23 protein-coding genes are annotated in these 26,289 nt (G+C 72.2%); 14 read left to right on the plus strand and 9 right to left on the minus strand.

The window, feature by feature from the left end:
- Positions 1–352: 352 nt before the first annotated feature.
- Both FXF52_RS14555 and FXF52_RS14560 read left to right on the plus strand, forming a co-directional pair.
- On the plus strand, positions 353–1,711 hold the full coding sequence (locus FXF52_RS14555) for a hypothetical protein (protein ID WP_187413502.1): 1,359 nt from the start codon (positions 353–355) through the stop codon (positions 1,709–1,711).
- A 136-nt stretch (positions 1,712–1,847) separates the two neighbouring features.
- Complete coding sequence (locus FXF52_RS14560) at positions 1,848–2,348, plus strand: hypothetical protein (RefSeq protein ID WP_148797422.1); 501 nt, start codon at positions 1,848–1,850, stop codon at positions 2,346–2,348.
- Between the two features lie 122 nt (positions 2,349–2,470).
- Here FXF52_RS14560 and FXF52_RS14565 read toward each other — a convergent pair whose 3' ends face one another.
- On the minus strand, positions 2,471–3,718 hold the full coding sequence (locus tag FXF52_RS14565; protein WP_222870516.1) for a M14 family zinc carboxypeptidase: 1,248 nt from the start codon (positions 3,716–3,718) through the stop codon (positions 2,471–2,473).
- Between the two features lie 290 nt (positions 3,719–4,008).
- Here FXF52_RS14565 and FXF52_RS14570 point away from each other — a divergent pair, with 290 nt between their 5' ends.
- Positions 4,009–4,686, plus strand: a complete 678-nt coding sequence (locus FXF52_RS14570; RefSeq protein ID WP_148797423.1) for a DUF4386 family protein — start codon at positions 4,009–4,011, stop codon at positions 4,684–4,686.
- Here FXF52_RS14570 and FXF52_RS14575 read toward each other — a convergent pair.
- The gene (locus FXF52_RS14575; protein WP_148797424.1) at positions 4,662–6,302 is read right to left on the minus strand and encodes an amidohydrolase; all 1,641 of its coding nucleotides are present in this window, start codon (positions 6,300–6,302) and stop codon (positions 4,662–4,664) included. The two genes, FXF52_RS14570 and FXF52_RS14575, sit on opposite strands and share 25 nt — an antisense overlap.
- Before the next feature lie 239 nt (positions 6,303–6,541).
- Here FXF52_RS14575 and FXF52_RS14580 point away from each other — a divergent pair, with 239 nt between their 5' ends.
- The 5 genes from FXF52_RS14580 to FXF52_RS14600 are packed head-to-tail and all read left to right on the plus strand — an operon-like array spanning position 6,542 to position 11,562.
- Positions 6,542–7,429 carry an ABC transporter substrate-binding protein gene (locus tag FXF52_RS14580; protein ID WP_187413503.1) on the plus strand — a complete coding sequence of 296 codons (888 nt, stop codon included), beginning with the start codon at positions 6,542–6,544 and terminating at the stop codon, positions 7,427–7,429.
- Entirely contained in the window at positions 7,426–8,385 is a 960-nt protein-coding gene (locus FXF52_RS14585) for an amino acid ABC transporter permease (protein WP_222870517.1), read from the plus strand. Before FXF52_RS14580 ends, FXF52_RS14585 begins: the two co-directional genes overlap by 4 nt.
- On the plus strand, positions 8,382–9,146 hold the full coding sequence (locus FXF52_RS14590; RefSeq protein WP_305069347.1) for an amino acid ABC transporter ATP-binding protein: 765 nt from the start codon (positions 8,382–8,384) through the stop codon (positions 9,144–9,146). Before FXF52_RS14585 ends, FXF52_RS14590 begins: the two co-directional genes overlap by 4 nt.
- Complete coding sequence (locus tag FXF52_RS14595) at positions 9,146–10,768, plus strand: amidohydrolase family protein (protein WP_148797425.1); 1,623 nt, start codon at positions 9,146–9,148, stop codon at positions 10,766–10,768. Before FXF52_RS14590 ends, FXF52_RS14595 begins: the two co-directional genes overlap by 1 nt.
- A gap of 23 nt (positions 10,769–10,791) precedes the next feature.
- The gene (locus FXF52_RS14600; RefSeq protein ID WP_148797426.1) at positions 10,792–11,562 is read left to right on the plus strand and encodes a serine hydrolase; all 771 of its coding nucleotides are present in this window, start codon (positions 10,792–10,794) and stop codon (positions 11,560–11,562) included.
- Here the strand turns inward: FXF52_RS14600 and FXF52_RS14605 are convergent.
- Positions 11,445–12,482, minus strand: a complete 1,038-nt coding sequence (locus FXF52_RS14605; RefSeq protein ID WP_222870518.1) for a LysR family transcriptional regulator — start codon at positions 12,480–12,482, stop codon at positions 11,445–11,447. The genes FXF52_RS14600 and FXF52_RS14605 overlap by 118 nt on opposite strands.
- A 413-nt stretch (positions 12,483–12,895) precedes the next feature.
- On the opposite strand from FXF52_RS14605, the gene FXF52_RS14610 reads away from it, so the two are divergent.
- On the plus strand, positions 12,896–13,294 hold the full coding sequence (locus tag FXF52_RS14610) for a hypothetical protein (protein WP_148797427.1): 399 nt from the start codon (positions 12,896–12,898) through the stop codon (positions 13,292–13,294).
- Positions 13,295–13,485: 191 nt separating this feature from the next.
- Here the strand turns inward: FXF52_RS14610 and FXF52_RS14615 are convergent, their stop codons facing one another.
- The 4 genes from FXF52_RS14615 to FXF52_RS14630 all read right to left on the minus strand — a co-directional run bounded on the left by FXF52_RS14615 (position 13,486) and on the right by FXF52_RS14630 (position 19,966).
- The gene (locus tag FXF52_RS14615) at positions 13,486–14,751 is read right to left on the minus strand and encodes a phospholipase D-like domain-containing protein (RefSeq protein WP_187413504.1); all 1,266 of its coding nucleotides are present in this window, start codon (positions 14,749–14,751) and stop codon (positions 13,486–13,488) included.
- 161 nt (positions 14,752–14,912) lie between these two features.
- Positions 14,913–15,668, minus strand: a complete 756-nt coding sequence (locus tag FXF52_RS14620) for an ABC transporter permease (protein ID WP_148797486.1) — start codon at positions 15,666–15,668, stop codon at positions 14,913–14,915.
- Between the two features lie 104 nt (positions 15,669–15,772).
- Positions 15,773–16,747 carry an ATP-binding cassette domain-containing protein gene (locus FXF52_RS14625; protein ID WP_148797429.1) on the minus strand — a complete coding sequence of 325 codons (975 nt, stop codon included), beginning with the start codon at positions 16,745–16,747 and terminating at the stop codon, positions 15,773–15,775.
- Positions 16,748–16,813: 66 nt separating this feature from the next.
- Positions 16,814–19,966, minus strand: coding sequence for a BTAD domain-containing putative transcriptional regulator (locus FXF52_RS14630; protein ID WP_148797430.1), 3,153 nt, complete (start codon positions 19,964–19,966; stop codon positions 16,814–16,816).
- A 201-nt stretch (positions 19,967–20,167) separates the two neighbouring features.
- On the opposite strand from FXF52_RS14630, the gene FXF52_RS14635 reads away from it, so the two are divergent.
- The 4 genes from FXF52_RS14635 to fmdA all read left to right on the plus strand — a co-directional run bounded on the left by FXF52_RS14635 (position 20,168) and on the right by fmdA (position 24,239).
- Positions 20,168–21,976 carry a RyR domain-containing protein gene (locus tag FXF52_RS14635; protein ID WP_148797431.1) on the plus strand — a complete coding sequence of 603 codons (1,809 nt, stop codon included), beginning with the start codon at positions 20,168–20,170 and terminating at the stop codon, positions 21,974–21,976.
- On the plus strand, positions 21,966–22,478 hold the full coding sequence (locus tag FXF52_RS14640; protein ID WP_148797432.1) for a hypothetical protein: 513 nt from the start codon (positions 21,966–21,968) through the stop codon (positions 22,476–22,478). Before FXF52_RS14635 ends, FXF52_RS14640 begins: the two co-directional genes overlap by 11 nt.
- Before the next feature lie 162 nt (positions 22,479–22,640).
- On the plus strand, positions 22,641–22,922 hold the full coding sequence (locus tag FXF52_RS14645) for a zinc ribbon domain-containing protein (protein WP_148797433.1): 282 nt from the start codon (positions 22,641–22,643) through the stop codon (positions 22,920–22,922).
- A gap of 63 nt (positions 22,923–22,985) precedes the next feature.
- Positions 22,986–24,239 (plus strand): formamidase, encoded by a 1,254-nt coding sequence (gene fmdA, locus FXF52_RS14650; protein WP_148797434.1) that lies wholly within the window; start codon positions 22,986–22,988, stop codon positions 24,237–24,239.
- 93 nt (positions 24,240–24,332) lie between these two features.
- Here the strand turns inward: fmdA and FXF52_RS14655 are convergent, their stop codons facing one another.
- The gene (locus tag FXF52_RS14655; RefSeq protein ID WP_148797435.1) at positions 24,333–24,593 is read right to left on the minus strand and encodes a hypothetical protein; all 261 of its coding nucleotides are present in this window, start codon (positions 24,591–24,593) and stop codon (positions 24,333–24,335) included.
- 132 nt (positions 24,594–24,725) lie between these two features.
- Here FXF52_RS14655 and FXF52_RS14660 point away from each other — a divergent pair, with 132 nt between their 5' ends.
- Positions 24,726–25,472 carry a hypothetical protein gene (locus tag FXF52_RS14660; RefSeq protein ID WP_148797436.1) on the plus strand — a complete coding sequence of 249 codons (747 nt, stop codon included), beginning with the start codon at positions 24,726–24,728 and terminating at the stop codon, positions 25,470–25,472.
- Positions 25,473–25,559: 87 nt separating this feature from the next.
- On the opposite strand, the gene FXF52_RS14665 is transcribed toward FXF52_RS14660, so the two are convergent.
- Positions 25,560–26,108, minus strand: coding sequence for a winged helix-turn-helix domain-containing protein (locus FXF52_RS14665; protein WP_148797437.1), 549 nt, complete (start codon positions 26,106–26,108; stop codon positions 25,560–25,562).
- Positions 26,109–26,289: the final 181 nt, after the last annotated feature.

Consider the following 26,289-nt stretch of genomic DNA (forward strand, 5'->3'; position numbering starts at 1 on the left):
ACTCCCTGAAGTAATGCGCATTAGCGAGAACCGGTCCCGACGATGCGCCGCCCCGGGCACGGGGGATGCGCTCGGTGCCCGGGGGAGTTGCGGCAACCTCTTGACAGGAGCCCTCCTCGGCGAGCAACATTCGAGAAACATAGATGCTAATACGTATTAGCGCGGTGGCCCCGGGTAGGGCCACCGACCTTCGATGATCCATGTGTTCTTACTGAGAGTTACGCACGCCGCCCGGCATCCTGCCTGGCCGGCGCGGAACGCCACGCCCGCGACAGCGGCCCTCGTGCTCTCGTCGCGGTGCAGCGTGCCCGGCGCGCCCAACGCCCGAACAACCGACAGAAGGGGAAGACGCATGACGAGACCACCCGCCCCATCATCCCGACGTGCTGTCCTGGCGACCGCCAGTGCCGGCCTGCTCGTCGCCGCCATGACCGGCGCCGCGCCGGCCGCCGCCGACCCCGGCCTCGACTTCCCCCAGTTCACCTACGTGGGCACCGCGTTCGACAAGAGCACCCTCGCCTACAACCCGACGAACGAGTTCATCTTCCCGAGCGTCATCCGGGCCGCCGACTACTTCCCGAACCCGCTCGGCACCTACTACCTGTACTACGCGCCGCACGAGCGTCCCGGTGGGATCGCCCTCGCCTACGCCGACTCGATCAACGGCCCGTGGACCGAATACGACGCCAACCCGCTGATCAGCAACACCTGGCTGCCGTACTACTCCACCGTCAGCCACATCTCCTCACCGCACGCGGTCTGGATCGAGGGCGAGCGCAAGCTGTTCCTCTACTTCCACGGCGAGAACTCCATCACCCGGTACGCGACCTCCGACGACGGCATCCACTTCAGCTACGGCGGCACCGCGGTCAGCCGGAACGACACCACCGGCGGGGAAACCTCCTACGCCCGGGTGTTCGAGCAGTCCGTGCCGCGCCTGGGCACCCGGTACCTGATGCTCTTCATGGACAACCCCACCGCGGCGCCGCCCGGACCGACCGGGCCGGTGTCCCGGCGGATCCGCTGGGCGGTCTCCAACGACGCGCGGACCTGGACCATGCAACCCGAACCGATCGTGACCCCGCAGGGCATCGAAGGCCCGAACGCCTCCGGGCCGTTCTTCCTCCGCTGGAACGACCGCAACCTGGTGATCTACCACGCCGCCGACGGCGACATGCACGCGGTGGACGTCGGCGAGAACTTCGACCAGGAGATCCACCTCGGCATCGTGCACGACTCGATGTCCGCCGCGCCCGACCTCGGCCGCTCCGCCGCGCCGACGTTCTACTTCGATGGGCGCACCGCGCACATGTACTACGAGGCCGGCGCCCGGCTCACCGCGACCATCGCACACGCCACCGCCACCCTGGCGCACCCGTTGCCGGTACGGCAGCTGGACTGCACGGTGGACCGACCAGTCCTGTGGCCACCGAACCACGAACTGGTCGACGTCAATGTGACCGTGGACCTGCACGACGGGGTGCTCGGCCCGAACGCGTTCGCCCTGACCGGCGTGACCGGCGGTGACGCCGCCGACATCAGCGGCTTCGCCGTCGGCGCGCCGGACACCAGCGGCCAGCTGCGGGCCGAACGGGCCGGGAACGGCGGGGACCGGGTGTACCACCTGACGTACACCGGCCACGACGAGATCGGACGCCCGGTCGGATGCACCGTCACCGTCACCGTCCCACACGACGAGGGTGTCGAATAGCCCGCGACCGCGGCCGATCGGCACGGTTCGACTTTCTTGACCTCCAACCCGGCCTCGGGTCGACGCGACAACGCGCCGACCCGGGGCCGGGTCGCGGCGGAGCGACTCAGGCCGTGGCATGGGGAAAACTGGCCACATGAGTTCCAGCTCGCCACTTCCCGCGTACGCGGTGCCCGGCGTTCGGCCTTCTCGTACGTCGCAGGACGGTCGCCAGATCTCCTGGCGCGGCGACCAACTCGCCCGCGAGGCGCCGGTCGCCGCGGTGCTCGACCGCGCCCCTCAGGTGCTGCTCCCCATCGCTCGTCCCGACCTCGGTGAGGAGCCGCTGAGCCATAAGGCGCTCTGCGAGGTTCTCTACCTCGGCACGAGCGACGGCCTGCGGTGGGATCTGAGCCTCGGCGACGAGGTGAAGCTCATCGTTGACACGGGCTGCGACCTGGTCGACGAGGACCTGATCGAGGAGGCGCTCGCCGCGCAGCCGGACGTGGCGGAGGCCTACCACGCCGATCGGGAACTCTTCGACGTGAGCCTGACGCGCGTTCTGCGGGCCGACGACGTGTTCGCCAGGTGGCTCGACGCGATCATCACCGCGCACCGGGAACTCGCCCAGCGGCGCGGCGTCGAACTCCCCGACTGACCGCGCGGGACGGGGAGGGGCGGACGAACCAGATCGCGACGCGGCGCCGGTCACCGCCATACCCGCAGACGGCGCAGCCGCGGAGACATGATGCCCCGCGGCTGCTGCCGATCCGTCGGCCGTCAGTCGTTCGTCGTGTCCCAGCCGTAGTCGGGCAGGTCGAAGAAGTCGTCGCCGTCGACCCGGTCGACGGTGCCGTCGGCCAGGCCGCCGATCAGCGACTCCACACCGGTCTGCACGCTCTTCACCAGCATGCCGTGCTGCTTCTGGCCCAGGTCGTCCTGCTGGCCGCGGACCTCGAACAGCACCGTGCCGGTGCCGTTGAGGGCGAGCGCCGAGCGGCCCTGACCCGCGTACTCCCGCGCGTCCGGGTGGAAGTACCGGCCGACGGCCGCGAGCTTGGACTGGCTGCCGTACTGCGCCTGCATGCCGTTGGCAACGGTGAGCGCGTAGCGGCGGGACTTGTCCTGGTCCAGCGCCGGCCACGCCGCCTTGTATTTGGCGCCGTCCTGCACCCCGAGCGGCGGGTAGTCGAGCGAGACGGAGATGAGCTTGCCGTCCTGCTCACCCCCGGTGAGCCGGTCGCACGGTCCCATGTGGTGCAGGTCGACGTACGCGTCGACCGCGCCCTTCTCCGCCCGCAGCCCCACATAGACGTCGCGGATGGCGCGTGACTCGGGGGAGAGGAAGAACCCGGCGTCGGTGTCGCGGCCCGGCAGATCGGCGGCGCGCGGCATGTAGTTGAGGTCGGGGTTGAAGTCCCGGTTCAGGTCGTAGCCGGGCAGGTCGATGCCGTCACCCCTGAGCCCGTGGTACCAGGCGCGCGGCGCCCCGGCCAGCTGCGGGAACTCGGCCACCGTCTCGTCCCAGGACCGCACGTTCATCCGCCGGTTGAGCTCGCCGCCGTCCGGGTTGACCATGGGCATCGCGACGAACGTGATTTCGCTGAGGATCTTCTGGGTCTGGGCGTCGCCGCTGCTGCCCAGGCGCTTGAGGATCGCGAGCAGCGCCTCGGTGCCGGTCCGCTCGTTGCCGTGGATCGCGCTGGTGACCAGCAGCACCTTGTCGCCGGTGCCCACCCGGGCCGCCCACAGCTCCCGGCCCTGCTGGGTGCGCCCGACCACGTCGACGTCCACCCGGCCGCCGCTGGTGCGCTCGATCTGCGCCAACTGCTCGCCCACCTGCTGGTGGTTGCTCCAGCCCGACCAGGACGGGTCATCGGCGATCTTGCAGCTGCCCTGCCCCGGTCCCTTTGGCGCGGCGGCGGAGACGGGTGGGGCGGTGAGGATCGAACCGGCCAGCGCGGCCGTCACGGCGGCGGCCAGCACGCCTCGGGATCGGAGGATCGTCGACATCTTGTGTACCTGCACGCGTGCTCCTCTCGTGGATCCACCCACCGAGCGAGGCGTACGTGAGCACCGGTGATGCTCGGGGGGCGGACCACCTCTGCCTTTTGGCGATCTTGACGTGCCGGCGAAGGAAGAAGCAACAAAAAGCTGCAGCTTTATCAATGAAACTGCCGATTTCCTACAGATGTGGCGGACCCGCCCATCCCTCTTCCTACAGAAGGTGGTAGAAGCCCAGCGCTGGACTCGTCTGGCCTTCGGCATCGGTCATCGACGGGGCAGCGCCGCGGCGTCGCCTGCCTCATCCTGATCCGATGACAGTCGGCATCAGTTCTGACGGGACGCAGGGGCGGGCCCTACGCGTCGCTGCCCTCGGCGGTCTGGGATTCGATGCGCTCTACGTCGCCCACCGCCTGCTGCAGGGCTTCGGGCCCGAGGCATCGACCGCGGACGCCATCGCCGCGTACCAGACCGATCATCGTGGCGCTTTGCTCGGCAGCGAGGTCGCTGTCGGGATCGCGCTACTGGCCGTCGTCGTCTTCCTGGCTCCGCTGGTGCCGGCCATCTGGCGAGCTGGGCAGGAGGCACTGGCCACCGCGGTGCTGATCTCCGGCGTCGCGTTCATCGCGATGGGCTTCCTGTCCCTGGCCGCTGAGACCGCCCTCGTCGGCGTGGCCGACAGCGACCAGCCCGCGGCCGTACTTGTCTTGAATGAGCTGCAGGGACGCACACCGGTGGTGTGGACGATCACCGCGCTCACCGCGACGATCTCGCTGGCCGTGTTGCGCACCCATCTGCTGCCGAAGTGGCTGGGCATAGCCGGTGTGGTCGCGGCCGCCGTGTTCCTGCTCGGATCCATCTTCAGCGTCCTGGGCCGCACGGCCGAAGGGAACTCCTCGCTGTTCGGCATCGGCCTGTTCGTCGTGTGGATGCTCGCGCTGAGCATCGCGCTGTGGCGAGCAGCCTCCTATCGCGACAGGCCACTGTCGTAGACGACGGCGCCGCCGGCGATCGTGTGGGTGACGCGGGCGTCGGCGGGTAGTCCCGCCCCGGTGGCGAACAGGTTACGGTCGAGCACGGCCAGGTCCGCGCGCTTGCCGACGGCGATCGTGCCGCCGTCCGCGTCATGGTTGACATACGCCGAGCCGGCGGTGAACGCGGCGAGGGCGACCGACAGCGGCAGCGCCTGCTCCGGCAGGAACGGCGCGTTGTCGCGGTGCTCCGGGTCGATCCGGGTCACGGCGACCTCGATCTCCTCCAGCGGGTTCGCGGTCGTCACCGACCAATCGCTGCCCATGGCCAGGGTGGCCCCGGAGCGCAGCAGATCCCCGAAGGGGTACTGCAACTGCGCCCGCTCCCGCCCGAGGAACGGTACCGTGAGCTCCTCCATCTGCGGTTCCATCTGCGCCCAGTACGCCTGGCAGTTCGCGGTCACCCCCAACTGCCGGAAGCGCGGCACGTCCTGCGGGTGGACGAGTTGCAGATGGGCGATGTGATGCCGGTTGTCGCGACGCCCGTTCGCCGCACGAGCGGCCGCGACCGCGTCGAGGGCGTTGCGCACGGCGCGGTCACCGATCGCGTGCAGGTGCACCTGGAAGTCGAGCCGGTCCAGTTCGGTCACCGCGGCGGCGAGCAGTTCGGCGTCGACGTAGGTCAGGCCGTGGTTGTCGGTGTGGCCGCCGCAGCCGTCGCAGTACGGTTCGAGCAGCGCGCCGGTGTAGTTCTCCAGCACCCCGTCGGTCATGATCTTGACAGTGGTGGGGTGGAAGCTGCCACCGGCCGCGGACTCCCGCTGGGTGCGGAACTCGGGGATCTGGTCGAGGCCGCGGTGCCGGTCCCACCACAGGGCGCCGACGACCCGGGCCGTGAGCCGGCCGGACGCGGCGAGTGACCGGTACGCCTCCAGGGTGCCCGGGGTCACCCAGGCGTCCTGCCAGCCGGTGATGCCCAACGAGTGCAGATGCGCCTGGGCGTTGAGGATGGCCTCCTCCCACTCGGCGCGCCCCGGCAGGGGCACGTGCCGGTCGTTGAAGCTGTAGGCCGCGCCCTCGTGCAGGGTGCCGGTCGGCTCGCCGGTGTCCGGGTCGCGTTCGATGCGCCCGTCAGCGGGGTCCGGGGTTTCCCTGGTGATGCCCGCGATCTCGAGCGCCCGGGAGTTGACCCACGCGCCGTGGACGTCCCGGTTGAACAGGAAGACGGGGCGGTCCGGCGCGATCGCGTCCAGGTCCTCCTTGCGCGGGGTGCCGCCGGGGAAGTGCTCCATCGCCCAGCCGCCGCCGATGATCCAGGGCTGGTCGGGGTTGTCGGCCGCGTAGCGGGCGATCCGGTCCAGGTACGCCGGCCGGCCGGCGAGGTCGTTGAGCCACACCCGGAGCCGGTTGCGCCCGGCGAAGGGGGCGTGGATGTGCGCGTCCTGGAAGCCCGGCAGCACCATGCCGCCCGCGGCCTCGATCACCCTGGTCCGCGGGCCGATCAGCTCGGACACGGGCTCGGAACCGACCGCGACGATCCGGTCCCCGCGTACGGCGACCGCGTCTGACCAGCTGCGGGCGGCGTCGACGGGGTAGACGTCGGCGCCGGTGATGACCAGGTCGGCGTACTCGGTCAACCTCGCACCCTCTTCCGGCTCAACCGCACGGAGGCCGCCCGCCTCAGCGCGTTGGCTCAGGATCGAAGCACAGACGGAAACGCTTCGGCAATGGTCGGCGCAGCGGCGGCGCGGCCGAGGAGGCCCTCGACCGGCGAGCATCGAATAAGACGATGCTCACCCTGCAAAGCGTTCGGGCTGTTCACGCTGGCTGATCCCGGATAGGGTCCCCGCCAGTCGTCTCAGCCAGGAGGTTTCCGGTGGTCAGCAAGCGTGCGCTTCGCATCGTCGTCGGTCTCGCCACACTCTCGCTCGCCGTCACCGGCTGCGGACGCTCAACCAGCGGGCAGACCCCACAGGGCGCCGGCGCCGCTTCGGTCGCCGCCGACGCCAAGGCCGCCGACCTGGTCCCGGCCGCCGTCAAGGACAAGGGCGTCCTGCGGGTCGCCACCGCCGAGGGCTACCCGCCGATGGAGATGTACAAGGACGGAACCCAGGAGCTCACCGGCGTCGACCCGGATCTGGCGGCGGCGATCGCCGAGCGGCTCGGCCTCAAGCTGGAGATGACCAACGCCAGCTTCCCCGGCCTGATCCCCGGCCTGCAGGCCGACCGCTGGGACCTGGCGATGTCCTCGATGAGCGACACCGAGGAACGCCGCAAGGCCGTCGACTTCGTGGACTACTTCCAGGCCGGCGGCTCGATCATGGTGGCCAAGGGCAACCCTGCCGGCGTGAAGGACCTGGCGGACCTGTGCGGCCGGGCCGTGGTGCTCGCCAAGGGCAGCTCCAACCTCGCCATCGGCGAGAAGCAGAACGCCTCGTGCGCCAAGAAGATGACCATCTCGCAGAGCGAGGACGCCCCGACCGGCCTGCTGCAGATCGACGCCGGGCGCGCGGTGGCCACCATCGTCGACTACCCGGTGGCCAAGATGCTGGCCCAGCAGAGCGGCAAGTACGACGTGCTGGAGGCCCAGTACGAGGCCGGCCCGTGGGGCATCGCGATCGACAAGAAGGACAGCCAACTGCGCGACGCCGTGCGCAAGGCGCTGCAGGAGCTGATCGACTCCGGCGACTACTCCAAGATCATGGAGAAGTGGGGCGTACAGGGCAGCGCCGTAAAGACCGCCACGGTCAACGACCAGAAGTGAGCACACCCGTGGAGGAGACCGTCGCGGGCCCGGGCGAGGCCGGGCCCGCCGGCCCGGAGACGCCCGAGGCGAACCGGATCAGCCACCCGCTGCGACCGGGGCGCTGGCTGGCCGCCGGGGCGACCGCCCTGATCCTGGCCTGGCTGGCCTGGACCATCGCGATCAACCCGAACCTGCACTGGGACATCGTCGTCAAGTACCAGCTCGACCGGGTCATCCTGGACGGACTCTGGGTCACCATCCAGCTCACCGTCGCCTCCATGGCGATCGGCGTGACGCTCGGCGTCATCGTGGCGCTGATGCAGGTCTCCGACAGCCGCATCCTGCGCGCGGGCGCCATGGCCTACGTCTGGTTCTTCCGCGGCACGCCGCTGCTGGTGCAGCTGATCTTCTGGTTCAACATCGCGCTGATCTTCCCGGAGGTCGGCCTGGGCGTGCCGTTCGGCGGTCCGAAGCTGGTGACCTGGGAGACCAACACCCTGGTCACCGGCTTTGTCGCCGCGCTGCTCGGGCTCAGCATCAACGAGGGCGCCTACATGAGCGAGATCGTCCGGGCCGGCCTGCGCGCCGTCGACCCCGGCCAGCAGGAGGCCGCGGCGGCGTTGGGCATGTCCCGTATGAAGATCATGAAGCGGGTGGTGCTGCCCCAGGCGATGCGGATCATCGTCCCGCCGACCGGCAACCAGTTCATCTCCATGCTGAAGACGACCTCGCTCGTCTCGGTCATCGCCGGCGCCGACCTGCTCACCGTCGCCCAGCGGCTCTACCTGACCAACTTCGAGGTGATCGCCCTGCTGATCGTCGCGTCCATCTGGTACCTGGTGCTGACCACCGTCGCCAGCATCGGCCAGTACTTCCTGGAACGCCGGTTCAGCCGCGGCTTCGGCGCCACCACACCCGGCACCCTGCGGGGGCGGATCGCCCGCAACCTGCGGCTCACCGGGAGCGCGCGATGACCCCGCCGATGGTGCAGTGCCGGTCCCTGCGCAAGAGCTTCGGCCGCCTCGAGGTGCTGCGCGGCATCGACCTGACCATCGAACGCGGCCGGGTCGTCTGCGTGGTCGGCCCGTCCGGCTCCGGCAAGTCCACGCTGCTGCGCTGCCTCAACCACCTGGAGGAACCGCAGGCGGGCCGGGTCTACGTCGACGGCGAACTGATCGGCTACTCCGAGCGCGGCGGCCGGCTGCGGCCGCTGCCGGACGCGCGCCTGCGCCGGCAGCGCGAGTCGATCGGCATGGTCTTCCAGCGCTTCCACCTCTTCCCGCACCGCACCGCCCTGGAGAACGTGATGGAGGGCCTGATCGCGGTGAAAGGCGTCCCGACGGGCGACGCGCGACAGCGGGCCGCCGACCTGCTCGACCGGGTCGGGCTGGCCGACCGCGCCCACCACTACCCGGCCCAGCTCTCCGGCGGCCAACAGCAGCGGGTGGCCATCGCCCGGTCCCTGGCCATGTCGCCGAAGCTGATGCTCTTCGACGAGCCGACCTCGGCGCTCGACCCGGAACTGGTCGGCGAGGTGCTGGACGTGATGAAGGACCTCGCCGCCAGCGGCATGACCATGATCGTGGTGACCCACGAGATGGGCTTCGCCCGCGAGGTCGGCGACCACCTCGTCTTCATGGACGAGGGCGTGATCGTCGAACAGGGGCCACCCCGCGAGATCCTCGCCGCGCCGCAGCACGACCGTACCCGCGCCTTCCTGTCGAAGGTGCTGTGATGGCGCGCCTCGACTTGCTGATCACCGACGGGGAGATCATCGACGGCACCGGCTCCCCGGCCCGTCCGGCCGACGTGGGGGTGCGGGACGGGCGGTTGGTCCTGCTGCCGTCCGGCAGCCGCACCCCCGACGTCGAGGTGGTCGACGCGACCGGGCTGGTCGTCACGCCGGGCTTCATCGACGTGCATACCCACTCCGACCTGCTCGCCGGCGACGACGCCCAGCGCGAGGCGTTGCGCCGGGCGCCGCTGCTCCAGGGCGTCACCACGGAGATCTGCGGCAACTGCGGGATCAGCCCCTTCCCGATCCCGCCCGACCGCGACGGGCCGGTGCGGGAGCTGATCGCCGCGACCTTCGGCCCGCCCGCGTCGGCGTACGCGTCGTTCGCCGAGTTCGCCGACGCGCAGGGCGTGGCCCGGCGCAACCACCTCGCCGCCCTCGTCGGGCACGGCACGCTGCGCGCCGCGGTGGTCGGCTTCGCCCAGCGGCGGGCCACGCCAGCGGAGATCCGGCGGATGTGCCAGCTCCTCGACGAGGCGCTCGCCGCGGGCGCCGCCGGCCTGTCCACCGGCCTGATCTACGCACCGGGCGTGAACGCCAGCACCGACGAGGTCATCGCGCTGGCCCGGGTGGCGGCCGCGCACGGCAAGCCCTACGTGACACACCTGCGCGACGAGATGTCCCAGGTCGAGTCGGCCCTGGAGGAGGCGATCGAGATCGCCACCGCGGCCGGGTCGGCGCTACAGGTCTCCCACCACAAGACGGCGGGGCGGCGGGCCTGGGGCAGCACCATCCGCACCCTCGCCCGGCTCGAGCAGGCGCGCGCCGACGGGCTCGACGTCACCTGCGACGTCTACCCGTACACGGCGGGCAGCACGGCCCTGCACGCGATGCTGCCGCCGTGGCTGATCGCCGACGGGGTACCGGCCATGCTCGCCGCCACCGCCGAGCCGGCGGTCCGCGACCGGATCCGCCACGACCTGGTCGCCGGGGTGCCCGGCTGGGAGAACACCGTCGGCAACGGCGGCTGGGACCTGATCCGCGTCGCGTCCGCCCCGAACAACCCGGACACCCAGGGGCACACCATCGCCGACCTGGCCGCCGCGCACGGCGTCGACCCGGTCGACTACGCCTGCAACCTGCTCGCCGCCGAACGCGGCGACGTCACCATCCTCAGCCACTCCATGCACGAGGACGACGTACGCCGGGTGCTGGCCAGCCCGCTGACCATGCTCTGCTCGGACGGCGTACCCAAGGGCGGCCGCCCCCACCCGCGGTGGGCGGGTAGCTTCGCCCGAGTGCTGGGCCACTACGTGCGCGACGTGGGACTGCTGGACCTGGCGGCGGCGGTGCACAAGATGACGTCGATGCCCGCCCGCCGCTTCGGCCTACCGGAACGAGGGCTGCTCGCCGACGGGTACCTCGCCGACCTGGTGGTCCTCGACCCGCAGCGGGTCGCCGACGGCGCCACCTACGACGACCCGCTGGCACCGCCGCGCGGTGTGCGGTGCGTGGTGGTCGGCGGCCAGGTCGTCGTGGACGACGGCGCGGTCACCGACGCCCGGCCCGGGCGGGTGCTCGCCGTACCGGATCGGGCGCCGACCGGGGCGGGACGGCCGTGAGCGCGGCTCGCGGCGGTCGAGGCATGCGGGTCGGGGCGATGGTGCGGCGGCTGGAGGACGGCCACTGCCTCTCGGTGGAACCCGACCTCGTTCTGCCGCTGGCCAGCGTCGGCAAGGTCCTGCTCCTCGGCGAGGTGGCCCAGCGGCTCGCCGACGGCACGCTCGCCGCGGACCAGCCGGTGCAGCTGCGCGACGACGACCGGGACGTCGGCGGCACCGGCCTGCTCGGCCGGCTGTCGCCGCCGTGCTGGACGGTCGCCGACCTGGCCACGGCGGTCGCCGCCGTCAGCGACAACGCCGCCACCAACGCCCTGCTGCGGCTGGTGACGCTGGACGCCGTGCAGCAGGCGGCCCGCCGCGCCGGGCTGCGGGACACCACCGTGCACGACCGCATCCGCGCCGAGCGCGGCCCCGGCGTACCGGAAACCTTCGCCACCGGCACCGCCCGCGAGCTCTGCGCCTTCCTCGCCCAGGTAGCGACGGGGACGTGGCGGAGCCCGCAGGCGTGCCGGCTGCTGCGCGGCTGGCTCGCCGGGAACACCGACCGCGCGATGGTCGCCGACTCGGTCGGCCACGACCAGTGGTCGAGCGACGGCGTCCGGGTGGAGAACAAGACCGGCACCGACACCGGGGTACGGGCCGACGTCGGGATCGTCTCCGGCCGGCACACCGTCGTCTACGCCGTGATCGCCGCGTTCGAACCCGGGGCCGAGCGGGCCGCCGTGGCCGAGTTGCGGCGCTGGGGCACCGTGGTCGACCGGCTCGCCGGCCCCCACCGCCCGGACAACTCCTGACTGAGCTCCACCGCCGCGTCGGTCAGCCGCTCGACGAACCTCCCGACCACCGGATTGGGGTTGCCGGGGCGCAACGCCACGCCGATCTCCCGGTGCAGGCTGGCGTGGGCGAGCTGCCGCACCGCCACCCCGCCAGGGTTGCGCAGACCGAGCGACGGCACCAACGCCACCCCGACACCGGCCCGCACCAGGCCCAGCACCACCTCGTAGTGGTCGCTGCGGCACCGGACCCGCGGCGCGAAGCCCTCGGCCCGCGCCGCCAGCTCCAGCACCGACACCTCGCCCTGCACGCCGAGGGTGGTGATCCACGGCTCGGCGGCAAGGTCACCGAGCTGCAGCCGCCGCCGGCGGGCGAGCGGATGGTCGGCCGGGAGCACCACCAACTGCGGGTCCACCATCAGCGGCTCGACCTTCGCGTACGGCAACTCCTGCGCCGGACTCAGCGGATGGTCGAACACCACCACCAGGTCCAGCTCGCCCTGCTGGAGGCGGGGCAGCAGCTCGTGCGGCTGCCCCAGGATCAGCGCCAGCTCGACCTGCGGATGGTCCCGGGTGAAGCTGGACAGCGCGCGCGGCAGCAGCTCCGTGCCGGCGGTGGCGAAGAACCCGATCCGCAGCAGTCCCCGGCGGCCTGCGCCGTGCGCGGACAGCTCGTCCCGGGCCGCCGACATCAGATCGGCGATCTGCTGCGCGTAGTCCGCCAGGCGCTGGCCCGCGACCGTGAGCCGCAGGCTGCGCGGCCCCCGGTCCACCAGCGCCACCCCGGCCTCCTGCTCCAGGGTGGCGAGCTGGTGGGAGACCGCGGACGGGCTCAGCCCCAGCTGCTCGGCCGCGGCGACGATCGTGCCGTGCCGGGCGATCTCCAGGACGACCTGCAGGCGTGCGGTGTTGAACATCGGCGGGCTGCCTTCCCTGCTCACCGGCGGTGCGGTCAATCGTCGACCGCCGCCGGTCCCACACTCTCGCATGCCGGCCGCGCCCGCTCCAGGCCGAGGACGCGTCGCACGGCCTACGCATAGTCCGCCGTCGGTGCGGGTAGAAGGACGTCACTGCACCGCAGTGGGTATGGGGCGCCGCTGCCTCACCCCGCACGAGTCGATCCGCGCCGGCTGGAAGCCCGGCCCCCGGGTGGTTACCCGCTGGCGAGGCGAGGCGACCCGATCACCGCATTCGAAGGAGGGCGGCCGATCATGATTTTCCAGGGTGGATCCGTTCGTCGACGGCGGGCGCCGGCTGCGTTGCACAGCCGCCGCGCCCAGCACTGGCGGCCGTTCGCGCCGGCCTGTTCCCAGGCGTGGCACGGGCGTGTCGTCCGTCGGGTCGGGTGACCGACATGTCCGCTGTGTCCCCGCGCCGAACGGCGCTCACCGTCCCGTCGATACCTCGCGGGTACGTGCAGTACCTGCAGACCAAGCTGCTGGAGGCCGAAGCCGGCCTGACCGCGATGACCGACAGGTACGAGCGGACGAAGGCGCGTTTCGATCGCTGCTACGCCCGCCGCGGCATCACCCCCGAGGCCGACATCGTCAACTACAGCAACGCCAAGGGGATGAACCCGGAGCTGAAGTTCTGGTACGCCAAGGTCGAGCACTTCCAGCGGGAGGTGGCCGCGTACGGGGCGGCGCTGACCGGGCTCGACGCCGCGCGCCGGATGCTCACCGACGACGGCTACCGCGTCCCCGAGTACGGGCGCTCGCGCAACAACAGACGCGCCCTGAACCGCGTCAGCTGACGTCCGCGAGGCCGCCTCTTCCGGCTGCTGCTGCCTCCCGCGCTCGGGGTGAACTGGCACGTTCCAGCTCGCTCCGCGAGCGTCCCTGCCGTCGAGGGCCGGTAGCCCGAGCCGGCAGGGGAGGAGGCGGGTGTGTGGGCACCCGCCACCTCACCGGCACGCCGAGCACGAGGGTTACCCCAGCGACTCTGTCAGGGGCAGGTCGCCGTACGGCCGTTGGCGACGGACCTGATCCCGGCGGCGTCCCGGACCGTGCGGAAGTTGGTCCGGAACGCGTTGAACACCGTGGTGTCCTCCAGTTGCAGCAGCGTCTCGTCGGACTGGCGCAGCGAGTTGTAGCTGAAGTTGTGACTGCCGACCCAGGTGATCGTCCGATCCGCGCCGCCGTAGTAGTTGCCCTCCACCTGCAGGTACTTGCTGTGCGTCCAGACGCTGTCGCCGACGCAGTAGTACTTGACGACCGGCCCGCCGTAGGCGCTGTTCGTGGCGGCCAGGAGGTTCTTCATCGCGGTGACCTCGGAGCCGCTGCCCGGGTCGTACCGCTCCACCACCTCGACGTAGCAGCCCGCGTTGTCCAGCGCCCACAGCTTCGAGGCGAGGTAGGTGCGGCTGAAGATGGCCTGGTTGACCCGGATGATGGTGCGGTGGGTGCCGTCCTGGGTGCCCACCACCGAGTTGCCGAAGCACGCGACGTTGTCGAGCACGGTCATGATCGTGTCTTCGTTCGGGTCGTTGTACGGCTGTCCGTTGCTCTCCTGCCGCGGGTAGAAGTGGATCTTCGCGTTGCCGGAGGTCACCGCCGGTCGGCCGGTGTCGTAGTAGTTGTTGTTGGCCACGCGAGCCCGGAGGTCGTCGAAGTAGCCGCTGTAGGCGTTGTAGATGGCGGTGTTCCCGACCAGGACGAGCGCGGCGTTCCACCCGCCGAGCCCGTCCCGCCCGGTGTGCAGGTTGGCCGTCGACTGAACCACCACGTTCGAGGCGCCCTGGGTGCTGGAGAAGAGGAAGAACTTGTTGTGGTTGATCGACTCGACGGTGCTCAACACCCGGTTGCCGATGCAACCGCGGCCCGCCGGGCAGAACAGGATCCACGACGCCGCGCTGAGGTTGGTGCCGAGCGCCGTCACGAGGGCGGCGTACGGCGCCTTGGCGGAGTCGTTGTCGTTGAAGATGACCTGGACGTTCACCCCCCGGTTCTTCGCCGCGATCAAGGCGTTGGGCACGGTGGCGTCGGTCGCGTAGAACATCGCCATCCGGATGCGGGAGCCGGCCGGCGCGCCGTCGATCAGTTCCACGAGGCGGGTCTGGATCGCCGCCTTCTCGGCGGCCGTACCGAGCGGGTTGTTGAAGACGGCGGTGGTGGTCGGCACGGCGACCGCGGGCGCCACGTCGACGGACAGTCCCGCGGCCAGGAGGCACGCGGACGCGACGATCGACGCTATGGCTCTGCGTAGGGACATGGACCCTCCCGGAGGACAGACAGGCGGCGCTTGTCGATTAATCGATGCTAAGAAAATCATCGATCCGCCGCTGCCCTCCTGCCGGCCGGCAGCTTGAGAGCGGCAGGCGGGGAGGCGGGTGCGGGGCACCCGCCTCCCCGACATCGGAGATGCCTGGCGGATCAGCGGCTGAGCCGCTGGTAGCGGCGGACCGCCAGCGGCGCGACCAGCACGATGAGCAGCACCGGCCAGCCGACCGCCAGCACCAGCGGATGCTGCGCCGCCCACGACTCGCCGCCGATGCCCGGGTTGCCGAACAGCTCCCGCGCGGCCGCCACGGTGGCGGACAGCGGATTCCACGCGGCTACCGCGCCCAGCCACCGCGGCAGCAGGTCCGGGGCGACGAAGACGTTGGACAGGGCGGTGAGCGGGAAGGCGAGCGGGAACACGATCACCGCGACCGTGTCCGGGTTGGGCACGAGCAGGCCGAACAGGATGCCCACCCAGGTCAGCGCCAGCCGCAGCAGCAGGACCAGGCTCATCGCCGTCAGGGCGTCGCCCAGTCCGTTGCGCCACCGCCAGCCGACGAGCAGGCCGCAGACCACCAGGGTGGCCAGCTCCAGCACAGCCCGGGCGAGGTCCGCGCCAGCCCGCCCGGTCAGCAGCGCGGACCGGGCCATCGGCATGGAACGGAACCGGTCGACCACGCCTCGGCTGGCGTCGACGGCGACCGCCGAGGCGGTGGCGCCGAGGCCGTAGAGCATCGTCATCACGAACACGCCGGGCAGCAGGAACTCCCGGTAGTTGCCGTTGCCGGGCACCGCCATGCCGCTGCCGAACACGTAACCGAAGACGAGCACGAACATGATCGGCAGGGTGAAATAGAGGACGATCTCCTCCGGCGAGCGGACCACGTGCCGCATGTTCCGCCCGGCCATCACCCAACCGTCGGCCACCGCCCAGCCGAGCCGGCCCAACAGGCCGGCCGTCCGGGCCTCTGCCGTGGTTGCGGCCGCGCCGCGCCGGGAGTCGACCGCCGTGCTCACACCGCCACCTCCTCACGGGGACCGGCCGACCGCTGCCCGGTGAGCCGCAGGAACGCCTCGTCCAGCGTCGGCCGGCGCAGCACGACATCCTCGACCGCGATGTCGTGATCCTGCAGCGCCCGCATGACGTCGGCGAGCGCGCCGATCCGGTCCACGACCGGCGCGCTGAGCTGCCGGATCTCCGCATCCGAGGTCACCGGCCCGCCGGTGACCCGCTCGACGATGCCGGCGGCGGCCGGCAGCTGCGCGCCGTGCCGGACCACCAACTCGATCCGGTCCTCGCCGATGCGGGCCTTCAGCTCGGCCGAGGTGCCCTCGGCCACCACCCGGCCGGAGTCCACCACCGAGATCCGGTCGGCCAGCTGGTCCGCCTCCTCCAGGTACTGGGTGGTCAGCAGCACCGTGGTGCCGTCGGCGACCAGCGACCGGACCGCCTCCCACAGGCCGTTGCGGCTACGCGGGTCCAGTCCGGTGGTGGGCTCGTCCAGGAACAGCACCCGCGGCGTGGTGATCAGGCTGGCGGCGAGGTCGAGCCGGCGGCGCATCCCGCCGGAGTACGCCCCGGCCGAGCGGTCCGCCACGTCGGCGAGCCCGAACTGGTCGAGCAGCTCGTCGGCCCGCCGCCGGGCCACCCGCGCCGGCAGGTGCCGCAGCCGGCCGAACAGGATCAGGTTCTGCCGTCCGCTGAGGATCTCGTCGACCGCGGCGTACTGCCCGGTCAGCCCGACCAGCGCGCGGACCCGGTCGGGATGCCGGGTCACGTCGTGCCCGGCCACCCGCGCGTGGCCGGCGTCGAAGCGCAGCAGGGTGGCCAGGATCCGCACCGCGGTGGTCTTGCCCGCGCCGTTCGGGCCGAGCAGCCCGCACACGGTGCCGGTAGGCACGGTCAGGTCGAACCCACCGAGAGCGGGCGTCCCGCCGTACGACTTGCGCAGCCCCTCGGCGACGACGGCCGATGTTTCGTAGGTCATGCCGGCAGCGTCGCCGGGCCCGCTGACCGGCCGCGCACCGTCCGCTGACGGCCGGCCGCGCCGCCGTCAGCGCTCGTCCAGCAGCGCGAGCGCCTGCTCCCGGCCCAGCCCGGCACCCCGGGCGAAGGCCCGCTCGAACGTCGCGTCCCCGATCTCGGCCCGGGCGGCCGCCGCCACCGGCGCGGCCCGCGCCGCTTCGCCGGCACCGGTGCCGTGCAGCAGCGCCGACACCGCCCCGAGCAGCAGCGCCGCCCGCTCGGCCGCACCCCGCCGCAGCACCGGCCCGACCAGACCCTCCACAGCGGCGCCGACCGTCGGCACGTCCCAGACCCCGAGGGTCGCACCCAGCACCTGCCGGTAGTGGGCCCGGGCTGTCGGCGCGTCCCCGACCGCGTCGGCGAGCTGCCCGAGCGAGACCAGCGCCGCGAGCCGCACCACCTCGGCGCCGAACCAGCCGGCCGGGCACTCGGCCACCGCCTGCTCGCACAGCCGCCGCGCCCGGTCCAGGTCACCCCGCCGGCGGGCGATCTCGCCGAGCCCGTAGTGGGCCGCGGCGACCAGCTCCGGCGCCCCCGCCGGCCGGGCCACCTCCACCACCCGCCGGTAGTCGGCGTCCGCCCCGTCCAGGTCACCGGCCCCGAGCCGCCCGTCCGCCCGGGTCCGCAGCAGCTCGGCCATGTCGAGCGCGGAGCCGAGCTCGTGCGCCAGCCGCAGGGCCTCCGCCATCGGTTCGGCGGCCGCCGCCGGGTCGCCGACCCGGTAGGCCCCCTCGGCGAGCGTGCTGAGGACCAGGATCATGCCCCACCGTTCGCCGATGGCGCGGAAGCCGTCGAGGGCGGCCGCCAGCTCCGCGCGGGCCTCGTCGTACCGGCCGTGGAGCAGCCGCACCATCGCCAGCCCGAGCAACCCCAACGCCTGGCTCCACGGGTCGGCGCCGATCAGCCCGTCCCGCCGCTGCAGGAGCAGCGACATCCGCTCCCGCTGCGGGGGACCGGCGGTCATCCCGGACAGGTAGAGCAGGAACGGGTACTCGGGCGGCCGGCCCAGGCTCCAGAGGAGGTCGCTGGCCGGGCCGACGTGCGGCGGGCGGTCTCCGCCGCCCACCGCAGCGAGCAGCAGGCAGAGCGCGTACTCCTCGGTGAGCCCGGACGGCGGGCCGCCGAGCCGGTCGACGAGCCGCTCGGCCAGCGCGGCCCCCTCGCCCCGCAGGCCGCGCAGCCACCAGTAGAACGACAGGGCGGCGACCAGCCGCAACGCGACGACGGTGTCGTCGCCCGCCACCGCCCGGCGCAGCGCGGCGAGCAGGTCGTCGCGGTCGGCGTCCAGCCGCCGCAGCCACTCCAGCTGCGCCGCGCCGCGCAGCCCGACGTCGCCCGCCCGCGCGAGGTCGAGGAAGTACGCCGCGTGCGCCCGGCGCAGCTCGTCGACCTCGCCCGCCTCAACGAGCCGCTCGGCGGCGAACGCGCGCACCGTCTCCAGCATCCGGAAACGCCCGTCTGCGGCGTCCACCAGCGACTTCTCCACCAGGCCGGTCAGCACGTCGAGTACGTCCGCGCCCACCGGCGCGCAGACCCCCTCGACGGCCGCCAGGTCGGCGTGACCGGCGAAGACGCTCAGCCGGCGCGCCAGCCGCCGTTCCGGCTCGTCCAGCAGGTCCCAGCTCCACCGCACCACCGCGCGCAGGGTCTGGTGCCGCGGCTCCGCGACCCGGCTGCCCCGGTTCAGCAGCCGGAACCGGTCGTCCAGCCGGGCCGCCACCTCCGCCACCGGCAGCGCCCGCAACCGGGCGGCGGCCAGCTCGATGGCCAGCGGCAGGCCGTCGAGGGTACGGCAGATCCGCAGCACCGCAGCCGTCGTGGTCTCGTCCACCGTGAACCCCGGCGCCACGTCGGCGCTGCGGTCCGCGAACAGCCGTACCGCGGCGTACTCCCGGGCCAACTCGGGCGCGACGCTGCCGGACGGCATCGGCAGGCCGGCCACCGGGCAGAGCGCCTCCCCGGTCACGCCGAGCGGTTCCCGGCTGGTGGCCAGGACCCGCACCAGCGGGGCGGCCCGGAGCAGCCGGGCGGTGAGCCGGGCCGCGTCGGCCACGACGTGCTCACAGTTGTCGAGCAGGAGCAGCAACCCGCGGTCGGCGAGCGCCGCGACCAGCCGGTCGGTGACGTCACGGGGGCCGCCCGGCACGCGCAGCGCGGCGTCACGCAGGTCGAGCGCGGCCAGCACCGCCGGCGCCACCTCCCCGCCGGCCGGCACCGCCGCCAGCTCGACCAGGCACACCTCGCCGCCGTGCCGGGCGGCGGCCTCGACGGCCAACCGGGTCTTCCCGACGCCGCCCGGGCCGTGCAGCGTGACCAGCCGGGCCTCGCCGAGCAACTTGCCGAGGCGGCGCAACTCCTCCTCCCGGCCCACGAAGCTGCTCAACTGCCCGGGCAGCGGGGGCAGCCGGGACGGCGCCGCCCCGGCGCGCGGCTCGACCTCGTCGCGCAGCAGGGTCGCGTGCAGCGCGACCAGTTCGGCGGACGGGTCCGTGCCCAGCTCGTCGGCGAGCAGGCGGCGCAGGTCCGCGAAGGCGGTGAGCGCCTCGACCCGGCGGCCGTCGGCGTGCAGCGCGCGCATCAGCTGGCCATGCAGCCGCTCCCGCAACGGGTGGGCCGCGACCAGCTCCCGCAGCTCCGCCACCAGCGCCCCGACGGCAGGCGATCCGGGCGCCGCCAGCCGCAGCTCCGCCTCGATCCGGTCCTCCGTCGCGGCCAGCCGGCGATCCCACAGCCGCGCCGCCTGCGCCGCGGCGAACGGCGCCTCCGGCACATCCGCCAGCGGATCCCCGCGCCACAGCGCGAGCGCCTCGCGTAGCACCTCGGCGGCCCGGCGCGGATCACCGGCACCGAGCGCGGCCCGCCCGGTGTCGGCCAGACGAAGGAACCGGTGCGCGTCGACGTCCTCCGGGTCGACGGCGAGCCGGTAGCCCGCCGGATGGAACTCGACCGGACCGGCCGGCAGCACCTGGCGCAGCCGGGACACCTGTGACTGCAGCGCGTTCGCCACGCCGGCCGGCGGTTCGCCGCCGTACAGGCCGTCGATCAGGCGCTCCCGCGCCACCACCCGGCCGGCGTCGAGCAGCAACAGCACCAGCAGCGCACGCAGCCGCGGCCCGCCGACGGCGAGCCGGCGACCGTCGGCGGCGTACACCTCGGTCGCGCCCAGAATGCCGAACCGCACGCTGTCGATTGTCGCTCAGGCGTTCCCGGTCGATGTTCGTCTGGCTCGGTGCACTCGGTCGGTGCGTCGAGCACGGCCGTGATCGACTCCGTCCAATACGATGTGCCGCATGGTCGCAACCCGGTGGCCGCGCCGCCCCTACCGGCGTCCCCGCCGCGACGGCCCGCGCCACCACCGTCCCACCGTCCCGAGAGCCGCTCGATGACGGACCCGGTCGCCGGCTTTTCCCGCCCGGCCGGATGGTGGCTGCGAATCGTGTTCGGAGTCATCGGCCTGGCCGCCCTCGTCCTCGGCTACATCGGCTTCGAGCGCCTGCTCCAGGTACGGCCGGACACCGCCCACGACCCGTACGACGTGCTCTACTACGACCTGCAACTCTTCGTCCTCAGCGCCGAACCCTTCCAGAACGCCGGCCCCTACCCGTGGCAGCTGCAGGTCGCCCGGTTCGCCGCCCCGCTGTTCACCCTGCTCGCCGTGGCCGAGACCGGCCGGCTGCTGCTGGCCGCCGAGATCCGCCGCCTCCGCGCCCGACGAGCCCGCGGTCACGTCCTGGTCTGCGGCGACTCCCAGTTCGCCCACATGCTCGCCGACCGGCTCTTCGCCGACGGCGAACGGGTGGTCGTGGTGCGCTCCGTACCGTTCGGACCGCTGGAGTACCGCCGGCGCCGGTATCTCGGCGTCATCGGCGACCCGACCAGCGCCGAGGTGTTACGCGGCGCCGGCCTGCCCCAGGCCCACACCATCTACGCCTGCACCGATGACGACGACCGCAACCACGCGATCGCCAACACCGCCAGCCAGCTCATTCAGGACCGCCGGCAACCACCTCGGGTCTACGTGCTGGTCCACGACTCCGAGATGTGCCTGTCGCTGCAGGCCCGACGGCTCGGCGCCGCCGGATCCAGCCGACTCCGCCTGGACTACTTCGATGTCGACGACGTCGCCGCCCGCGCGCTGCACCGGCACCACCCGCTGCCACGCGTGGCCGGCCGACCGACCAGGGTCCTCATCGCCGGCACCGGCGCCTTCCGCCGCGCCCTGCTGGTGGAGACCGCTCGGCACTGGCGAGCCCGGCGCGCAGACACCCCTCCCGGCCACATCGGCGCGCCGCTGCGGGTGGACCTCGTGGCCCCGGACGCCACCACCGAACTCGCCCTCGCCGCGTCCCGTTACCCGTTCCTGACCACCGTCTGCCAACTCGCCGGGTACAACGTGGACCTCGCCGGCCTCGTCGAGCTCGACCAGCTCGAACGCGACCGCTACGACCGCATCTACATCTGCGGGCCGGACGAGACCAGCGGCCTGCAGTACGTGCTGGACACACCCGCCCTCTGGCGGGGCGCGGAGAGTTCCGTCTTCGTACCGGTCTACCGGCAGGCGGCGCTCGCCGCGGCCTTCCACGGCGACTCCCGCCACGACCTGCTCGACGAGGTGCACGGCAAGCTCCGCCTCTATCCGGTGCTGACCCACGCCTGCGACGCCCGGCTGATCGCCGAGGACCTCACCGAGCGGCTGGCCCGGCTGATCCACGACCGCTACCTGCAGGCCCAGCAGCGCGCCGGGGTACGCCCCGGCGACTCGCCGGCGATGGTGGACTGGTCGCGACTGCCCGAGTCGCTGCGGCGGGCCAACCGGGCCCACGTCCAGGACATCGCCGCCAAGCTGTTGAAGCTCGGTTGCGTCGTGGCGCCCCGGCACGGCAGCACCGGCGACGCCTCGGCCGCCGGGCTGGCCATCGACGACCGGATCGAGGAACTCGCCCGCCTCGAGCACGAACGGTGGTGCCGGGAACGGCGCGGGGAGGGCTGGACGTACGGGGAACCCCGCGACGACCTGCGGCGGCGGCATCCCGCGCTGCGGCCGTGGGACGAGCTGACCCCCGACGTCCAGGAGCAGAACCGCGAGGAGATCCGGGCGCTGCCCGACGTGCTGTCCGACAACGGGTTCGAGCTGATCCGACTGGCACCCGCGGTGCCCACGCAGCGGAGAGGACCGGGGGATGTCAACTGACCCCGTGCCGGTGCGCGTCGGCATCACCGGGCACATCAATCTTACCCGCGCCACCGAGGCGCTCGTCGCCGACGCGCTCCGCGCTGAGTTGCGCCGGATCAGCGACCGGCCGGTGCACGGCGTCACCTGCCTGGCGGCCGGTGCGGATCAGGTCTTCGCGCGGACGATTCTGGCCACCGGCGGCACGTACGAGGTGATCCTGCCGGCCGAGGACTACCGGACCGCCGTGATCGGCCCGCAGAACCGGGCCGCCTTCGACGAGCTGCTCGCCCGGGCGGTCGAGGTCATCCACACTGGGTACGACCGCTCGGGTACCGCCGCCTACGTGGCCGCCAACCGGGAGCTGGTGCGCCGGGTGCAGCGACTCGTGGCGGTCTGGGACGGCGAACCGGGCTGCCACGCGGCGTCGACGGACCGGACCGTCGAGTGGGCGCGGCGGCGCGGCATCCCCACCACCATCCTCTGGCCCGACGGCGCCGCTCGGCTGCCCCCCGAGGACTGACGGGCCGGCACCGGCGGCTTGCCCGTGCCGCGTCACGGAGCAGGACTGTTGCCCCAGCATTCACCAGTTGCGGCGTTGGCCTGCGCGGCGGGCTGCCCGCGTCCGATGCTTGGCAGCACGGGCACGCGACTACGGGGCGTGTCTCAGCCGAGGGGAGGCGGGGTGGCGACGTACACGTACCGATGTTCCCGGCACGGCGAGTTCGCGGCGTCGTTCCCGATCGGCGAGGCCACCGCCCGGGTCCCCTGTTCCGTGTGCGGCGCCGACGGGGTGAGAGTGTTCTCCGCGCCGTTGCTCGTGCGCACGCCACGCCGATTGGCCACGGCGATCGACCGGGCGGAGCGGAGTGCGGAGCAGCCCGACGTGGTGTCGGCGATTCCTGGCGGGCAGCAGGCGAGGCGGCGCCCGGTCAACCCCCGCCAGGCTCGCCTGCCGCGGCCGTGACCGCAGGAGCCGGAACCGCAGGTCCGCGCGGGCGACGCGGCACCTGGTGAAGAGGAGGCGGCTATGCCCGAACTGTTGTTCCCGCTCGACTCGACCAGGAGCTTCACCGACCAGGAGAAGATCGGCCACAACAGATGGCACCCGGACATCCCGCCCGCGGTCACCGTCCGGCCCGGGCAGTCGTTCCGGGTGCACTGCCGCGAGTGGTTCGACGGCGCCATCCACAACGACGATTCGGCGGTGGACGTGCGGGACGCGCCCCTGTCGAAGGTGCACGCCCTCAGCGGGCCCTTCGCGGTGCAGGGTGCCGAGCCCGGCGATCTGCTCGTGGTCGACATCCTCGACGTCGGCCCCATCCCGCAGGAGGATTCGGGCCCGCTCGCCGGCCAGGGCTGGGGATACACCGGCATCTTCCCCAAGCGCAACGGCGGGGGTTTCCTCACCGACCGGTTCCCGGACGCCTACAAGGCGATCTGGGACTTCAGTGGGCAGAAGGCGACGTCGCGGCATGTTCCGCGGGTCACGTTCACCGGAATGATCCACCCCGGGCTGATGGGCACCGCCCCGTCGGCGAAGCTGTTGGCGAAGTGGAACGAACGGGAAGCGGCGCTGCGGGCCACAGACCCCGACCGCGTGCCGCCCCTGTCGCTGCCGCCCGAGCCGCGCGACGCCATCCTCGGAACGCTCAGCGGCGCCGACTTCGACCGGGTGGCGGCGGAGGCCGCCCGTACGGCGCCTCCCCGCGAGAATGGCGGAAACCAGGACATCAAGAACCTCACCAAGGGTTCCCGGGTCTTCTATCCGGTCTACGTGCCCGGCGCCAACCTGTCCGTCGGCGACCTCCACTTCTCCCAGGGCGACGGGGAGATCACCTTCTGCGGCGCCATCGAGATGGGCGGCTTCGTCGACCTGCACGTCGACCTCATCAAGGGCGGCATGGACACCTACGGCGTCTCCGAGAACGTCATCTTCCTGCCGGGGAACACCAATCCGCAGTACTGCCAGTGGCTGGCCTTCTCCGGCATCTCCGTCACCCTGGACGGCGAACAGCGCTACCTCGACTCCCAGTTGGCGTTCCAGCGTGCCTGCCTCCACGCCGTCGACTACCTGACCACCTTCGGTTACGCGCCCGAGCAGGCCTACCTGCTTCTCGGAGCGGCGCCGATCGAGGGACGGTTCTCCGGGGTGGTGGACATCCCGAACTCCTGCGCCACCGTCTACCTGCCGACCGAGATCTTCGACTTCGACGTACGGCCGTCGGCCGATGGGCCGACCAAGATCGATGCGGGCCCGGGTGCGCCGAAGGCGACCTTCTGACCGCCCGGGACGACGTACCCGGACCGCTGCGGGCACCGTTCTGCCCAGCGGCCCGGGGGTCGCCGACGGCGGGTCGAGGCCCGCCAGGTACCCCTACCGGCTCTTCTTGAGGTTCTGGTGGAGCTTCTCGGGATCGCGGACGAAGTCCATCTTCTTGTCCCGGGCCCGGGAGAAGTCGTCGATCATGTGCTGCACCTCGCCCGGGGTGAACCGTCGGTCCTCGTCACCTTCCTTCTTCAGCCAGTTGATCACGTCGTCGTAGCTCTTCCAGTCCTTCTTGCCCATCAGGCGCTCGATGTCGGTGACGTCGTAGTCCTTCTGCATCGCCTGGCTGGACGGGTCGTGGATCTTCATCGCCTGCTCCTCCCGTGACGTGCTTCCGCGCGCGATTGCCCGTGGTGCGCCCCGGCAAACGGGCCCGGCAACGGACGCGCCTCCGGGCCGCAGGCGACGTTGGCGATCTGCCATTTCGGGTACGCGCGGCGGATGGCCGAGCTGCTGGAGGACGGCGACATCTACTTCCTCTACCGCCCGCGGGTGGAGGAGGAGCACGTGGATTCGCTGGAAGAGGTGCAGCGGCTGCTGGTGGTGATGCACCCGTGGCACGGGAGGCACCTGCGACTGCTGGTGGTCGGGCGGAAACGTCTGCCGGACATCTCCGAGCACGACCGCTTCTGGGCGTTCGTCGAAGAGGTCGTGGACCGGCCGGAGCAGCTGCACGAGGCGTTGCAGGCGCGCGTGTACCGGACGAGCACCCGGGGCCGGCGACGGCAGCCGCCGGCGCGGCCCGCGGCGGAGGGGGCGTACGTGATCGCCCGGCACGACGACCACACCCATCTGGCGTACGAGCTGGAACTGCCGATGCGGCTCGGCGAGGCGCAGCATGAGCTCAGCATCGAGCCGGAGGCGAGCTACATCGTCACGGTGAAGAACCCGCAGGCACCCTCCCCGCCGGGCGTCGGCCTTGCCCGCTCGCAGAAGGTCAAGCTGCCTGCCCCACTGCAGCAGAAGTTCCACGGTCGCCGTTTCGCCCCGCTCGACCCGCCGGGCTTCCTCGATCATCCCGGGACCGAGCTCGTGCTCATCGGCGCCGCCCACGACGCCTCGCAGGAGTTGCGGGTCGATCTGGACGCGGAGGTCGACCGGGCGGAACGAAGCACGATCTTCGGAGATCTGCGGATCAGCCGCCGGGACCGACCGGTCGCCCCGCTCTTCGAGGGCCGGTGGGCCTGACCGGCTGGCTCGCCGGCTCCCGCTTCGGCGGTGACGGTCCGGCTCGCCCGCTGCGCCAACTCATCGGCGGCGCCGCGTCGCCGAGGGTCAGGTGCCGGTGACCTCGGGCCGCTGGTGGCCGGCCAGCCGGAAGCCAACACCGCGTACCGCGACGATGGTGACGCCGGTGCCGAGTTCGGCGAGCTTGCGCCGCAGCCGCTTCACCAGGGACTGCACGTCCGCCTTGCGCTCCCGTCCTTCGTCGCGCCAGACCGACCGGTGCAGCTCGGGGTAGCTCCAGGCCCGCACCGGCTCGGTGGTCAGGCAGGCCAGCAGGTCGTGCTCGAGCCGGGTGAGGCTGATCTCACGGTCCCGCCAACGGGCGGTCGACCGGGCCGAGTCGATCAGCAACGTGTCGTCGGCACCGGCGGGCGCGACGGCAGGCGTCGGCGCGGACGCCGCCCCGGGAAGCCGCTGCGGGGCCGCGATCAGCCGGCGCAACTCGTCGAGGTCGGCGACCAGCAGCAGCGGCGCGACGCCGGCCAGGTGTTCGGCGAGCCGGAGCCGGTCGGCCGGCGACGGCGTCACCGCGATCACCAGAGGAAACAGGCCCTCGGCCGGTTCGGATCCGCCCGACACCTTGTCTTCCTCGGCCACCGCACCCCACCCCGAACGATGGGCAAATTCCGCCCAACTTCGCTATGGCCCTGACAGTAATTGTCAATCCTGCCGACAACCAGGCAACCGTTAGTGAGAAGTTGCTCACGTAGCGTTCTTGATCGCGCTTTCCTCTAGATCATAGTGTCCACTCTGGGCAGCCGGCGTGACCCGCAACGGC

Source organism: Micromonospora sp. MP36, from assembly GCF_008119785.1.
Classification (GTDB): domain Bacteria; phylum Actinomycetota; class Actinomycetes; order Mycobacteriales; family Micromonosporaceae; genus Micromonospora.